Origin of the sequence: Bradyrhizobium genosp. P, from assembly GCF_049949265.1 — a bacterium.
GTDB lineage: Bacteria > Pseudomonadota > Alphaproteobacteria > Rhizobiales > Xanthobacteraceae > Bradyrhizobium.
In genome coordinates this window covers 7,541,346-7,555,474 of sequence record NZ_CP188195.1, presented here as the reverse complement: position 1 = coordinate 7,555,474, position 14,129 = coordinate 7,541,346, and the positions used below count along the sequence as shown (strand labels likewise).

Genomic DNA, 14,129 nt, shown 5'->3' with positions numbered 1-14,129 from the left:
CAACGAGCTCCCTGCTGGCCGAAATCAGCGAGGAGGCCTGGTCTCTGCCGAGCCGGCTACCGAGGTCTTGCCGGGGCTAGATTTCATCCCGTTTCGATTTTCATTTCTGAAAACCGGCAAGGGCCACAGCGTGAGGTGGCCCCTTTCGATTCTAGCGCCACTCCGCTTTGCGAAACAGGCCATCAATTAAAAGCCCCCGTCCGGGGGCTAGAGCGGACGGGGGCCGGTAAGAGATGAAAGTCTCTAACCAATAAGGCGCTCGCGGATGGCGGTGCAGGGGCAAGCGCCGAGTGGAACAGTAAACACTCAAATCGGTTGGCGAGAAGCGAAATCGGCCTGTGCAGCACAGCAAAACAACGCCGCCAAGCCTTCTCAACCGTAAGCGTGTAGGTCATCCCACGTAGCGGATGATGTTCGATTGTCAGAGAATCTCCTGGTGATTTGTCCCAGGAGTTCATGAGAGCGAACATATGTCTGATACCAAGAATTTCGAAGTTATCACAGCGGCGGCCGAGCGGCTTTCGGTGAGTCCCGGGCGGAGCTACCGCACCTGGTCGCGGGAGGAGAAGGATCGCATCGTCGGGGAAACGTTTGCGCCGGGGGCGAACGTGTCGGCGATAGCGCGCTGTCATGGGATCGATCCATCGCAGTTGTTTGCGTGGCGACGCAAGGCGCTGGCCTCGGGAATGGTGGCGCCGCTCTCTGGGGCGCGAGACCGAGCGGTTAAGTTCGCGCGCTTTGAGACCATGGCGGGGGAGATGGTGGAAATCGTCATCGGCGATGTCGTGGTGCGCGTTGGTGGAGATGTGGAGGCGGGGCGGCTTGCTGCTGTGATCCGGGCGGTTCGGCAGGCATGATCCCGGCGGGTGTTCAGGTTTACGTGGCCAGCACGCCGGTCGACTTCCGCAAGGGAGTTGGCGCCGGACTTCAAGACCATCGCGGATTTCCGCAAGGATACTATTTGCGAAAACTTCTCCGCCAGTTCGTGCGGATCGCGGGCCGGACATCTTGTCAGCGCCCGCGGTTCTGCTTAAGTACGCGTGGGCCGTGCGCACGAAGGCGCGGCGGGAGTTCGGCGCGGAGGGTATCGACGCTGTCGTATCGATGCGTGTCGGCGCTCCAGCCCAGATGGCGCGTCCGGTAGAGCACCTCCTTGACACCCATCTTCAGGATGACGTTGGGATGCGCGCTCACCCATGGGCCTTGCGCCGCGATCTCGCGCAGCAGTGGATCGAGCGCCACGCGCGTCTTTCCCTGATGGATCGGGTCGACCCAGACAAGGACGCCATTCACTGTTTGCAGTTGGTCCCGAACCGCGTCGGCGAAGCTCTCGTCGTAGACGACGGGAATCGCCTCGATGCCAGAAGCGGCGAGCGCTTCAAATACACGGACGAACCGGTTGTTTTGCGGAGTCGCCTCCCGGCGCGCGGCGCCGTCGCCGCGCCAGAGGATCGCGACTTTGGAACGATGAGATGTCTGTTGTTCGGTGTCCATGCGCAAGCTCCACGACAGGTCGGGTGTCGCGCAGAGCTTGGACCGAGGTCTCACGGGGAGTCTGCCTTATCCCCTCATGAACAACTCTACGCGAGATCGTGCCCGCGTTTCAAGACGGTGGTTGCTCTCCAGAGCCCGTTCGCCGCGAATTGATGGGCGGCGAGGGCGCATATGGAGCAGGTAGCCAAGCGGCGGTGCGCCGGCCATCTGGAAATAGCGCCGCTTTACCCGGATTAGACAACGCTGCCAGTGGCCGACGGATCAAGTTGTCTGACCTCGATGGTCAGGTGCGAAAGCGACCGGAACCGCGCTATCTTCGCGCGATAATAAGCCTCGCCCCGCTGTGAAGACGTGATCACCGACACGATGGCGCCGAGATGACCTGGCCCCAATCGCCAGAGGTGGAGGTCGGCGAGTTGGTCGCCCTCGTCCTCGATCGAGCGGCGGAGGTTCTCGGCCATACGTCGGTCCGGGGTCATATCGAGCAGGATTGCTCCCGTATCGCGGATCAACCCGAATGACCAACTGCCGATAACAAATGCACCGATGATACCGGCCAGCGGGTCCATCCAGAGCCAGCCAAAGGCACGCGCAAGCAACAGGCCAACGATGACCAGCACCGACACGGCTGCGTCGGCGATGACGTGGATGACGGCGGCGCGCATGTTGTTGTCGCGGGCCGTCGCCCCATGGGCATGTTCATGTTCTTCGAAAATTATAGAGTAAGCTTGTTCACCTATTTTGAGTTTGGCGCTGAAGGCGTGGGGCTCGGGAATTTCATCGACCGTTTCCAGGTAGTCGCCGCGATCGGCGAGGTCGAACAGTTGCCGTGCACCGTCCGGTCTCACGGTTTCGATCGAGACAGCGGAAGCAAGCGGCAGAGGGCCGGAGTCGGAGCGAAGCCGGAAGCGCGGCGGAACTCCGTCCTCGAACACCTCTAGAACCAGGTCGCCGCCTGCGGTCTCGATCGGGTGCGTGTCATCGTGATCGTGCCCCGCATCAGTTGGTCCGTGGCTGCGACCATGGCCATGGTCATGATGGCCGCCGCCGCTCAGCAGCCACTTCAGCGAGGCCAGATTCACGGCGGTCGCCATCACGTCCGTGAACTGCGTCATCAGACCCCGCATGGCTTGCTCGAACTCGATCGCGTTCGCCGCCACTTCCGTTCGCCGGCTAGTACAATCAATGAGACGCATCCCTTCCAAGTCGCGCACGAGCTGCGACAGCGCCGGCTGGCTTATGCCGAGACGATCAGCCGCCCGCGGAAAGCTGCCCAGCTCTGTGACCGCCAAGAAGGCTTGTATCTGTCGAAGCGTCACGTTCACGGCGCGTATCTCTCCATGTCGCCGAGACATCCGTCCATATCGGCAACGGCCGAGACATCGCGATGCGGCTGCCGTCCCAGCTAAGGCGGTGCGGCTTCTGCCCATGTCTCAATTCTGGAACCGAGCGTTCCAGTCGTGGAGCTGGACAGAGAATCTGGAAGTCCCTTCACCTTCCGTCATGAGATTTGTGCGGAGGCAGCAGGGTGACGAACGTAGCAGAAGCAAATTCGCGGGCGGGCGCCAGCCAGGGAAGCGGCTCCAGCTCCGTCGATAGCAAGATCCTTGGGAGTTCGTCCGCCGATCGTTCGTCGACATTGCCTTGGGTCGCGATCACGCTGTGCTTCTTCGCGGTGCTCCTCGATGGACTGGATACGAGTTCGATTGGCGTGGCGGCTCCAGCTATCGCGGCCAACTTCATGGTTTCGCCGGCGTCGCTCACCCCTGCCTTCGTGTTGACGAGCGTAGGAGCGGTTCTCTGATATCTGGCGTCTGGGCCGCTGGTCAGCCGCTGGCAGGCACGGCGTGTCTTGGTTGCCAGCGCGTTGGCATTTGGCGTTCTTTCGCTGGCAACGCCGCTCGCGAGTTCGGTGGGGCAGCTTGCGGCGCTGCGTCTGGTCACGGCAATCGGGCTCGGTGCGGCATTGCCGTCGGCCATTGCCATTGCGACTTCCCAATGCCCGCCAAGTCTCAGGGAGACGGCTGCGGTCATTGTCGGTACCGGGTTGGCCGCGGGAGGCATTCTGGGGGGCGTTCTCGGCGCAGTCCTGACAGCGCAATTTGGCTGGCAGTCCATTTTCTACATTGGGGGAGCCCTTCCGCTCGCCCTCTCAGTCGCTCTCCTGCTTTGGCTGCCCCGGCCGATCACCGAACAAAGACTGGCGCTGAAGAATGGGCGCGAAGAGCGCCGAGGTGGCCTCAAGTTGATCGGAGATCTGCTGGCAGCGGGCCTCGCGATCAAGACCATCAGTCTCTGGATTTTCGCCTTTCTCATCTTTGCCGATGGGTACGCGCTGGTCTTCTGGCTTCCATCGCTACTCTTCAAGCTCGGGTTCTCCCCCGAATACTCACAATTGGGCATCAGCTTTTTCAGCGCCGGCGGGTTGATGGCGAATGTCGTCGTGATGGTCCTCGCGAGCCGATTTCCGGTTGCGCGTATCCTGTTGTTGGCCGTCGTGATCGGGGTGGTCTCTGCGGCAGGGCTTGCGGCGCACGACATGCTTCCGGTCGGTGTCTGGCTGTTGATCGCCGGAACAGGCGCAGGTCTGATCTCGTGTAGTGTCGGTCAGTCGGCCCTTGCTGTGTCCATTTATCCCGAAACGCTTCGAACCCACGGTGTCGGCTTCTCAGCCGCCGCCGGCCGTATTGGATCCATCGTGGGGCCCGCCGTCGTCGGTTTTCTGGTTTCGATGGGCATTGGCCCGAAAGCGATCGTGCTCGCGGCCACGCTTCCCACGCTGCTCGCAATCTTCGCACTCCTCCCGCACTTGCGGCGAGAGGGTAAATAATCGCCGACGCCATGGCTGGTGAGGGACGGCGGCACAAAACCTAGCATGGCATGATTCAGCGTTTCAAATCTGGAACGCTAGTCGCCATTTTCGGGCGCTAGATGAGCCTGGCCGAAGCACCTAGCGTTGGGCCGCAGAGTGCCTTGTTGGAGACAGGAATGACTGGTGTCGAGCACGTTGAGTTGGAAACGCCGTTCGGTCGATTGCGCGGCGTGAGATCGGAGGGAGTGACCGCGTTTCGGAGAATTCCTTATGCGGAAGCCCCGGTTGGGCGGCTGCGCTTCGAGATGCCGTCATCAGCTCCGCGATGGCGAGGCGTTCGCGACGCAATCGCGCCTGGGCCGATTCCTCCCCAGAATCCATCCCGCCTTGATGCAGTGATGGGGACCTACGATGTGGAGCAGAGTGAGGACTGTCTCCACCTGGACATCTGGACCAGCCATGCGGAGGGGCACCGTGCGCCTGTCCTGGTATTCATTCACGGCGGCGCCTTCATGACCGGAGGAGGTTCGTTGCCTTGCTACGATGGGGGCATCCTCGCGAAAGAGAACGGCCTCTTGGTCGTGAACATTAGCTATCGGCTCGGCATATTTGGCTTCTTTTCCCACCCCGGCCTTGGGGGATTGAACCTTGGTCTTCACGATCAAGTCGCGGCGCTTCGTTGGATCGCGCAAGCCATCAGCGCTTTCGGCGGGGATCCGCAACGGATTACGATCATTGGCCAATCGGCCGGTGCTTTCAGCATCGCGGCCCTTGCTGCCACCGAAGATGGCTCCAGGCTCTTCAATCGGGCGATCATGATGAGCGCGCCCGTCGGCATCAAGCTACGTACCGTTGAACAGGCGCGACCGGTCGCCGATGCGATCCTCGATGTTCTCGGAGCAGGCTCGAACGATGTCGATAAGCTCCGGACGATGCCGGTCGACCGGGTCTTCGAGGGGTTGCGAATCCTGCAAAGGAAGCCTCCAGCGAGTCCTGGAGATATCACGCCGCCATTCATGCCGGTTCTGGATGACGCCCTTGTTCAACGCGATCCTAGCGAGTCCATTCAGATGGGCAGAGCGCATTGGTGCGATATGATGATCGGGGTGACGCGAGAAGAGTATGCCGCTTTCTCCATCTCGAATCCCTCGCTTGACCAACTGTCCGACGACGCACTTGAGGACTTGATTCGATCCCAAGGTGAAGACGACGCACGCACAACCGTGTCAAACCTGCGTTCCGCGCGTGCGCCTGCAACACCTCGCATGATCCTGGGTGACTTTTACAGTGACCGGATATTCACGAAGCAGAGCCTGCAGATCGCAACGACGCAGTCCCGGCTTGGTCGAAAAGCGTTCACCTATTCATTCGATTGGCAGTCGTCCATTCCGGGATTGGGAGCGTGCCATTGCATCGATCTTCCATTCCTGTTTGGCAACATCGATGTTTGGCAGGCCGCTCCGATGGTCAAAGGCGCGGACAGGCGAGAAGTACAGGACCTGAGCCGGCTTTTCAGAGGCTCGATTGCAGCGTTTGCGGAAGCGGGAGATCCCAACGGTAGCGGCCTGCCTAAATGGCCCGCCTTTGCGGCGGAGCAGACGGTCCTGCACTTTGATCGTCGCGTTGCGGCATCGCGTTACGTTACTTGACCAGCAAGTTGGTGTGGCGAGTCGCTGGTTCGCGAGACGGAAACGATTTTTCCTTTGCGCGAAGGTGTCGAGAGTTGGCTTCAGGAGTGCGGTCTTGATCGTTCGTTAGAGGAATGTCTTTTCGTTGGCCGCATCGGACGTGGTGGTTCGGTCAACGGATTCCCGACCTGGGCCATGAAACGAGATTCATGGTCCAGGGCGTATTGGCGTAGCCGCGCGATCGCCATTTGGTCGAGATCTCGTCGACCGTTCACTTTCGCGTCTGACGACATGCGCGCTGGCACGTCCCGGGGCTATCAACTCTTGGTCGATCTCCCTCTGCGCTTTTTCGAAGCGCGTTGGGATTTTGGTTTCACGGCGGGGGGCGAACGCGATTGGACGCGACCGTCCGACGTGAGCAGCCTATTCTGGAGGAATTTCGCGAGACCGGTCAGAAACAACCTGCCGGCGACCGTCAGGGATCGGCGCGAAGGATAAAGCGCGTAGAACGTCACCGGTGGCGGCGACCAGTCGGGGAGAGGTAGAACGAGTCTTCCATCCAGCAGATCTGCCTCGCACATCGGGATTGGTAGTCGCGCCAGACCGAGACCACGTATCGAGGCTTGACGAATGATGTTGAGATTGTTTGCGGAGAACTTGAGTCTGACGTTGATCTCCATCGTCTCATCGCTGAGGCCGAGGAGCCGCCAACGCGTCATCAGGCCATCCGCGCCCCATCCGATCCCTGGATGGCCCTCAAGGTCTGCAGGGCTCGAGCAAGGGCCGAGGCGCTCCATCAGGTCAGGCGCAGCGACCAACCGGTAAGGCGTCGTGGTGAGTTTCTGGCATATCAATTCAGAGTCCGCGAGATCCTCTCGGGCGGGATGGATTGCCAGGTCATAGTGATCGATCTTCGGATCGAACGTTCCCTTTGTGTTGTCCAGGGTCAGGCGCACGTCCGGATAGGTCTCGGCAAACTGTATCGCGAAATCCGTGACCAGAATCTCGGAGAGAACAGCTGGGCAGGAAATGCGCAACATTCCGGAGGGACGGTTGGTGCTGTCCTCCGCAAGAGCCTTGATGGCGACCAGCTCTTCCCGGATCTTCTGACCTCGCTCATAGATCGAGAGACCTATCTCAGTCGGCGAGAAGTTTCGCGGGCCGCGATGAACGAGATGCACGCCAAGCTGGCTCTCGAGGTCGCCGATCCTGCGGCTCAGGCTTGACTTGGGAATGCCAGTTTTGCGGCTTGCCGCCGACAGACTCCCTGCCTCGATGATTTCGACGAGCAGTGTCAGGTCATCGACTGTTCCCATAGGCACCCTCTGCAGACGCTTCAGACACAACTGTCCAGCTTCGACGAAAAAATCCAAGCGCTCTTCCTGGACATCTCGTCGCATGATCAGCAGCGGCGCTTCAGCCGGCGCATCATCGTTCCAATCTTGGAACGTGACTGTACCGATTGCCGGACTATTTGTCCCGCGTCCACTGCCTATGCTGCTTCATCGAACTTGACCGGGCGGTTCGAGGGGAAACGCGCCGGATCACGACAGCGTCGAGATTTTTCGACCGAGCATAGAGAACATTGGAGGGGCAAGTGAAGCGTCATATTCAGCCAATACTCATGGCACTGGCCTTTGTATCGTTAGGAAGCACGGCGGGCCGGGCGGGAGACTTGCCGATCAAGGCTGTGCCTGCGCCGTCCGATCAGCCATTCTTTTCGCTGATCGATGATCGTGTGAGCATTTCGTGGGCGCCCAAAGCGACGGATCCCGGTGTGTTTTCGAGAAATCCGAACGGAACGCTCAATAGTACGACTGCCTTGCAGGTCTACTCGTTCACTCACTTCGACATCTGGCGATACGGTACCAATTTCCTCAACGTCTCAATGTCCAAGGCCGATCACAACGATCCAGCGAGCCCTTGCACCAACGCGGGAAATGTCACCAATCCGGGTACTGGCATTACAACGCCCGCCAATTGTGCGGGTGCGCAATATGTCACCGGGCAACTTCGTTCGACATTCGGTTGGAACGAAATATTCAACACCAAGGCCTTTACGTATGGCCCGCTCCGGAACGTCTCTTTCGAAGTCGGTCTGGACGCGGCCACGACGGATTATTTTCGAGCCGCCGCGGCCCAGGTCGTGTCGGCCGGCCTGCAGTTCCAGTTCGATCTTCCCTATAGGGGCTACATTAACGTCGCGCCCATGGCGACCTGGGTTTACGTTGCTCACTTGGGCTTCTTGCAGTGCGGCGGTGGATTTGCCCCGCCGGTGCCCGGCGTGAGTTGCATTGATGACGCCAACAGACAATACAAGCCGACCTGGTCGATCGAGACCAATTACTACATGGATCTTGGCTTCTTGCCGGAAAGCATGCGCTATTTCTCCATCAGTGGTCGCGCGCAGTTGATTGGCACCATGGGCCCCGAGAATGGTCAACTTCCTGCCAATCCGTTGCCGGTTGCTTCACCTACCAATTCGCTCACGGCCGTTTCCCTCAACTCGGAGCCGTTCCGCCTGACCTTCGATGCCTCGAAGGCGGTGTGGGGTCCCAAGTGGTCGCACTACGTCGACGTCTGGGTTGCCTATCGCTATTGGCAAAACAAATACGGCCTGGATCACAACGTCAGCAGGCTGTGCACCATCTCGCCAGGTGTGAGCAACAACACTTGCACCGAGTCGAGCCTGTATACCGGCATTACGATGAAGTTCTAGCTTCGTTTGCTTCCCCGAAGCCAACTGATGCCGCGTGACCCGCGGCATCATTTTTCGGATGGCATCGAGCGTGGTGCGGCAAGACAAATTGAAACGTCGAGAGCGAAAGAGGGTGGTGATGACTGGAAACCGGCTGGCATATCGGTGGAGCTTGTTGGGTCTCCTGGTCAGCTTGATCGGCTCACCCGCCGGCGCCGAGCAGACGACGGCCGACACGATCTACGTCAATGGCAAGGTCTTCACCGCAGACGCCAGGGACAATCTCACAGAGGCGTTCGCGGTGACGGGCGATCGGTTCATCGCCGTCGGCAGCAATGCGGATGTGCGCAAGCTTGCCGGCGCCAGCACACGGGTGATCGACCTGAAAGGGCATTTCGTCACCCCCGGCCTTGCCGACGGTCATTTCCACAATGAGGGTGGGGGCAGCGGCATCGACCTGTCTCACGTGCGCAGCACGGCGGAGCTGATGGTGACCGTCGCCAATGCCGCGACAAGGGCCGAGCCTGGAGCGCTGCTTGTCTCGAACCAGGACTGGCACGAAGCCCAGCTGAAGGAGCAGCGTCTGCCGACTGCGCGCGAGCTGGACCAGGCCGCGCCGAACAATCCGATCGTGCTGGTGCGCGGCGGCCATTCCTACATCCTCAATGCGGTCGCGCTGGCGAAATTCAACATCACAAAGGACACGCCGGTCCCGGCCGGCGGACAGATCAGCCGCGAGGCCAATGGCGAGCTGTCGGGAGAGCTGTTCGACACCGCCAAGGCATTGGTGCCGTTGCCCAAGCCAAGGCCGCTCGCGATGGACGACATCCTTGCGACGCAGAAGGCGCTCAATCCCTACGGCCTCACTGCGGTACGGATTCCGGGTGCGTACAAGGGAGGAGATGTGCTCCCGGCGTTGAAGCTGATGCGACAGGCCGACGCCGAGCACGCCCTGACCCTGCGCTACACGGTCTACATGCCGGGCTTCGGCTTTCGCACGGCCCAGCAGGTCGGCGATGCGATCGCTAAATGGGAGGTCAAGCAGGACGAGGGTGACGATTTCGTTCGAATCGGCGGCATCAAGCTCGCCGTGGATGGCGGATTCGAAGGCGGCCATCTCACGCGCAACTATCAGGAGCCATACGGGAAGGGCGGGACCTATTCGGGCCTGACGGTGTCACCTCCCGATGCGTACAATTCCGTCGTGCGCGAGGTCAATCGGCTGGGCTGGCGCGCCGCCACGCATGCCGTCGGGGATGCCGCGGTGGACGAGGTGCTGACCGGCTATGAACTCGCCAACAAGGACAAGCCGCTGATCGGCAAGCGGTGGACCATCGAGCATGCGTTCATCGCTCGGCCGGATCTGGTGAAGCGAATGCAGGATCTGAAATTGATGGTATCGGCGCAGGATCATCTCTATCTCGCCGCGCCGGTCTTGAAACGATATTGGGGCTCAGACCTTGCGAGCGAGGTGACCCCGCTCAAAACCTATCTCGACGCAGGACTGCTGGTGGCCGGCGGAACCGACTCTCCCGTCATCCCCTTCAATCCGTTCTGGGAGCTCTATCACTTTGCCAGCCGCGACACGATTTCCGACGGCATCTACGGCGATAGTCAGAAGGTCGCCTCGCGTGCGCAACTCCTGAGACTCGTCACCATCAACTATGCCCTGATGATCGGCGAAGAGGATCACCGTGGTTCGATCGAACCCGGCAAGCTCGCCGACTTTGCCGTGCTGACGGATGATTTTTTGTCCGTGCCGGTCGAAGCCATTCCCAATATGAAGGCGCTTTCGACCTGTGTCGGCGGCAAGGAAGTTTACCGCGACCCGGGCTATCGTGACAATTAGGCGCTCGCATCGTCTCCGAAGGGAGCGCTTGCGAAGCTGCCCGTCCTCATTTCGGTTGCGGGGCATCACCCATGCTACCCTGTCCGACCGGCTTGAGCATTTGAACGAGAATGAACTGATCGTGCGGCGCCAGACTGGGCCGGACCGCAACGAATACGTCCTCACGCGAAAGGGGTGGAACGTCGTCGATGATCCACGATGGATCCCATGAAAAAGTTTGGAGGCGAAAAGCCAGTTTTCGGCCGTAGCGCGATTGGTGGGTTTTGGCCCAAGAAGGCCAAAAATTCTTTATCTTTCAATGAGGATTGACTGACACTCTCTCCGCCAGATACACGATTTTGTACGCCAAGCTACGATCTTCTACGATCCTGAACACCGCGTCAGACACCCTCCTGGAGGCCGGTCGCCAAGCTTTGCGCGATCAAACCGCCAGCAACGGCGCGGGAAGGTCCAGTGGGCATCTGAATTCGACTAGAGCTGCATGGGTGAGTGAAGGCGTCATTGCCAACATCGAAAGATCACGCTCGCGTTGACGCCCCCGAAACCGAATCCATTGGAAATCGCATGCTCTATGGACATACGCCTTGCCTCGTGGGCCACGATGTCGACGCCTTGGGCTGCCGTGTCGCCATTGTCGAGATTGAGAGTGGGCGGTGCCACCTGGTCCCGTAGCGCGAGGATAGTGAAGATTGCTTCGGCTCCGCCGGCTGCGCCGAGCAGATGACCAGTCGCCGATTTGGTGGCGCTCACGGCAATTTTTCCGTCGCGGCCGAACACGGCTTTGATCGCTTCCAACTCGGAAAGGTCTCCAACCGGCGTCGAGGTGGAATGGGCATTAAGATGCTGGATGTCACCGGGCCTGAGGCTGGCCTGCCGCAATGCACCTTCCATGGCACGGCGGGCGCCGTCGCCGTCCTCGGGTCCTGACGTGATGTGGTAGGCATCGGCGGTCGTGCCATAGCCGACGATTTCGGCGAGCGGTTTGGCGCCGCGGCGGATGGCATGTTCCAGCTCTTCAATGACGAGGATACCGGCACCTTCGCCCATGACGAAGCCATCGCGGTCGCGATCGAAGGGACGCGACGCTCGCGCCGGCGTTTCGTTGAAGCCGGTCGAAAGGGCCCGGGCGGCGGCGAAGCCGCCGAGGCTCACCAGATCGATGCAGGCTTCCGAGCCGCCGCAAATTGCAACGTCAGCTTCTCCGGCCCGGATGAGGCGTGCGGCATCGCCGATGGCTTGCACGCTTGCGGCGCAGGCGGTGACCGGTGTACCGATCGGCCCCTTGAAGCCGTAGCGGATCGAGATATGGCCGGCCGCGAGATTTGCGAGGAAGGACGGCACGGTGAAGGGCAAGAGGCGCCTCACGCCGCGCTGATCGGTGGTGCGAACCGCCTCGACGATTGCTGGAAAGCCTCCGATGCCCGATGCGATCACAGTTGCCGTGCGCACCATTGAATGCGCATCTGAAGGGATCCAGGCTGCCTGTGCTATGGCCTCAGATGCGGCGACGAGGGCGAACAGGATGAAGCGATCCATCCTCCGCTGATCCTTGGGAGGAACGACCAGATCCGGATCGAAGCCGCCATCTGCGTCGTTGCACTTCGCCGGAACGATTCCGGCGACTCGCGCGGGAAGGACAGCCGCCCATTCCGGGAGCGCGGCAAGTCCTGAGCAGGCCGAGAGCAGCCGCGACCATGCCAGCTCACTACCGCAGCCCAGCGGTGATACGAGCCCCAGTCCCGTAACGACGATACGACGCATGATCACATGGCTTTCGAGGTCGGCTTGGCTGACAATGGGGAAATTGGTATCTCAGGAGCGTCGGCGTTCACGATTGCAATTGATGGACACGGCCCTCGGACCCAACCAGCGTTGCTTGGGACTGGATCCGAAGACCTTCAACTTCGCGCTCGAGCTTGGCAACACGGTCTTCCAGCCTTAACACGTACCCTCCGCGGCGATCGTCCATGTCCAGGACGTCTGCCCAATAGTTCAATCTTTCCCAAAAGCGCTTGAACATCGTTGCACACTCCTGTGTTCGATCGTTGCGGTCATTCAGTCGCCAATATCACACGAGCCAACTCCGACGGACTCTCGACGGCTGAAAAGTGACCGGTATTTTTCAGCATCACCATCTGCGAAGCAGGGATCAGCGAGCGTGTGCGTTCACGCTCATTTGGCCGAGACCAATCGCTATCGCCATAAATGAGCGTCACGGGCGCCGAGATGTGCCGATAGTAATCGCGTGCCTTGCTCCAGGATCGCCATCCTGCCAGCACCTTGCGTGCGATCCGCTTGTATCCCGGGCGGTGGGCGACTTCATCGAACTCGGCGAGCAGGTCGGCCGGCAGCTTCCGCGGGTCGTGATATCCGCCGCCCATGATCTTGCCGAGGATCAGCTTGTTTTCGAGCGATGCATTCACCGCGCCGAGCAGCGGGATCTGCAAGCTCCCGATGATGAAGTTCGCGAGCCCGTTGCCGCGCCGAATGCCGTCCCAATAGCGGGTCTCGTAGTCGTAGGGATTGATCGCATAGACCCGCTTCACCCGGTGTGGAAGCGCCGCCGCCACCGTTAGGGCCAATGCCCCGCCGATCGACTCGCCAACGATTGTGACTGCCGAGAGGTTCAGCTCCTCGATGAAGTGAATGATGGCCTGCCTGAAGTAGGGTTCGTCGAAGCTCGCGCTTGCATCTATTGGTGAGTGTCCGTGGCCCGGGAGGTCAATGGCGTACACCGTGTGCGATGTCGCCAGGAGGGGCGCAAGGCTGCGGAAATATTCGAGCTGCGTCCGGATCGTATGTATGAGGAGCAGCGGAGGTCCGCTCCCGGTCTTTTGAAAACGTACACTTAGCGTGTCCGATATCTTGAGCAAACTTGATTTGACTTCAGTCACGCTAAGCATTCGATCTCTCGCTGCTTTGAGGGGCGATCTTTCAAACTGCAGCGGCTTCGCGAACGTGTTCGACGGTCGCATTCAGAAAAGCCTGAGCGAGATCGGGGTCGTTGACGGCGCGCGATAGCGTCAGGGCGCCGACCATCGTCGACAGAACGACCATGGCCCTACCATTGGTATCCTCGCCGTCTGTCTCGGGAAGCAAGGGGCCGAGGACTGCGAGATACGCCTTGATCCCCTCTTCGAACGCCGCTTTCACGCTGGCCCCTTGCCTGGCGGCATCCGAGCCGAGCGCCACGACGGGGCAGCCGTCCAGTTTTTCTTCGCGATGGCCCGCACTCAGGTAGAACGCGATCACCGCGCCAAGCGGATCATCAGGGTTCTCCGCGATCGCGGCCGACCAGCGTTGCGAGGCGCTCTCCAATGCGCGTCTGGACGCCAGTGCCGCCAAGTCCTCCTTGGACTCGAACTGCTTGTAGAAGGCGCCCTGGGTTAGCCCGGCCCCCTCCATCAGATCCTTGAGCCCGATGCCATCAAAGCCGCGCTCCCTGAAGAGACGACTCGCCACATTGATCACGGTCTCGCGGTTCTCCGCGGCTTGAATGCGACTCACGCGCATCGTGGACCTCCATTTGGATTTCGTTCGAACTCTATATTCGAGATAGAGGTTAATCGCAATCTATCAAGTGGCGTCGCCGGATTTGGCGTCGCGGGAGGTCGAAATGGCCGGTTTCCGGGGATCACACTCTCGTTA

General features: G+C 60.4%; 12 protein-coding genes and 1 pseudogene. 6 read left to right on the top strand and 7 right to left on the bottom strand.

Annotation, left to right across the window (positions count from 1 at the left end):
* Positions 1 to 470: 470 nt before the first annotated feature.
* Entirely contained in the window at positions 471 to 857 is a 387-nt protein-coding gene (locus ACP2YO_RS36230) for a transposase (RefSeq protein WP_426433795.1), read from the top strand.
* 160 nt (positions 858 to 1,017) lie between these two features.
* Here the strand turns inward: ACP2YO_RS36230 and ACP2YO_RS36225 are convergent.
* From ACP2YO_RS36225 to ACP2YO_RS36215, 3 genes and pseudogenes are all read right to left on the bottom strand, one after another.
* Positions 1,018 to 1,494 (bottom strand): annotated as a pseudogene (locus ACP2YO_RS36225) (Cj0069 family protein); the annotation flags it as partial.
* A 233-nt stretch (positions 1,495 to 1,727) separates the two neighbouring features.
* Positions 1,728 to 2,819, bottom strand: coding sequence for a cation diffusion facilitator family transporter (locus tag ACP2YO_RS36220; protein ID WP_426435863.1), 1,092 nt, complete (start codon positions 2,817 to 2,819; stop codon positions 1,728 to 1,730).
* A 166-nt stretch (positions 2,820 to 2,985) separates the two neighbouring features.
* On the bottom strand, positions 2,986 to 3,258 hold the full coding sequence (locus tag ACP2YO_RS36215; RefSeq protein ID WP_426435862.1) for a hypothetical protein: 273 nt from the start codon (positions 3,256 to 3,258) through the stop codon (positions 2,986 to 2,988).
* A gap of 88 nt (positions 3,259 to 3,346) precedes the next feature.
* Here ACP2YO_RS36215 and ACP2YO_RS36210 point away from each other — a divergent pair, with 88 nt between their 5' ends.
* Together ACP2YO_RS36210 and ACP2YO_RS36205 are read left to right on the top strand one after the other, a co-directional pair.
* Entirely contained in the window at positions 3,347 to 4,324 is a 978-nt protein-coding gene (locus ACP2YO_RS36210; RefSeq protein WP_426435861.1) for an MFS transporter, read from the top strand.
* Positions 4,325 to 4,482: 158 nt separating this feature from the next.
* Positions 4,483 to 5,955 carry a carboxylesterase/lipase family protein gene (locus tag ACP2YO_RS36205; RefSeq protein ID WP_426435860.1) on the top strand — a complete coding sequence of 491 codons (1,473 nt, stop codon included), beginning with the start codon at positions 4,483 to 4,485 and terminating at the stop codon, positions 5,953 to 5,955.
* 296 nt (positions 5,956 to 6,251) lie between these two features.
* Here the strand turns inward: ACP2YO_RS36205 and ACP2YO_RS36200 are convergent, their stop codons facing one another.
* A complete protein-coding gene (locus tag ACP2YO_RS36200; RefSeq protein ID WP_426435859.1) occupies positions 6,252 to 7,307 on the bottom strand; it encodes a LysR substrate-binding domain-containing protein in 1,056 nt (351 codons plus the stop codon).
* 251 nt (positions 7,308 to 7,558) lie between these two features.
* Between ACP2YO_RS36200 and ACP2YO_RS36195 the strand changes: the two genes are divergently transcribed.
* The 3 genes from ACP2YO_RS36195 to ACP2YO_RS36185 all read left to right on the top strand — a co-directional run bounded on the left by ACP2YO_RS36195 (position 7,559) and on the right by ACP2YO_RS36185 (position 10,692).
* Complete coding sequence (locus tag ACP2YO_RS36195) at positions 7,559 to 8,653, top strand: hypothetical protein (protein ID WP_426443399.1); 1,095 nt, start codon at positions 7,559 to 7,561, stop codon at positions 8,651 to 8,653.
* Between the two features lie 118 nt (positions 8,654 to 8,771).
* A complete protein-coding gene (locus ACP2YO_RS36190; RefSeq protein WP_426435858.1) occupies positions 8,772 to 10,481 on the top strand; it encodes an amidohydrolase in 1,710 nt (569 codons plus the stop codon).
* Positions 10,432 to 10,692, top strand: coding sequence for a winged helix-turn-helix transcriptional regulator (locus ACP2YO_RS36185; RefSeq protein WP_426435857.1), 261 nt, complete (start codon positions 10,432 to 10,434; stop codon positions 10,690 to 10,692). The genes ACP2YO_RS36190 and ACP2YO_RS36185 overlap by 50 nt, the downstream gene beginning before the upstream one ends.
* Before the next feature lie 287 nt (positions 10,693 to 10,979).
* Here ACP2YO_RS36185 and fabF read toward each other — a convergent pair whose 3' ends face one another.
* The 3 genes from fabF to ACP2YO_RS36170 all read right to left on the bottom strand — a co-directional run bounded on the left by fabF (position 10,980) and on the right by ACP2YO_RS36170 (position 13,994).
* The gene (gene fabF, locus ACP2YO_RS36180) at positions 10,980 to 12,242 is read right to left on the bottom strand and encodes a beta-ketoacyl-ACP synthase II (protein WP_426443398.1); all 1,263 of its coding nucleotides are present in this window, start codon (positions 12,240 to 12,242) and stop codon (positions 10,980 to 10,982) included.
* A gap of 290 nt (positions 12,243 to 12,532) precedes the next feature.
* A complete protein-coding gene (locus tag ACP2YO_RS36175) occupies positions 12,533 to 13,456 on the bottom strand; it encodes an alpha/beta fold hydrolase (RefSeq protein ID WP_426435856.1) in 924 nt (307 codons plus the stop codon).
* A complete protein-coding gene (locus tag ACP2YO_RS36170) occupies positions 13,416 to 13,994 on the bottom strand; it encodes a TetR family transcriptional regulator (protein WP_426435855.1) in 579 nt (192 codons plus the stop codon). The genes ACP2YO_RS36175 and ACP2YO_RS36170 overlap by 41 nt, the downstream gene beginning before the upstream one ends.
* Between the last annotated feature and the right edge of the window lie 135 nt (positions 13,995 to 14,129).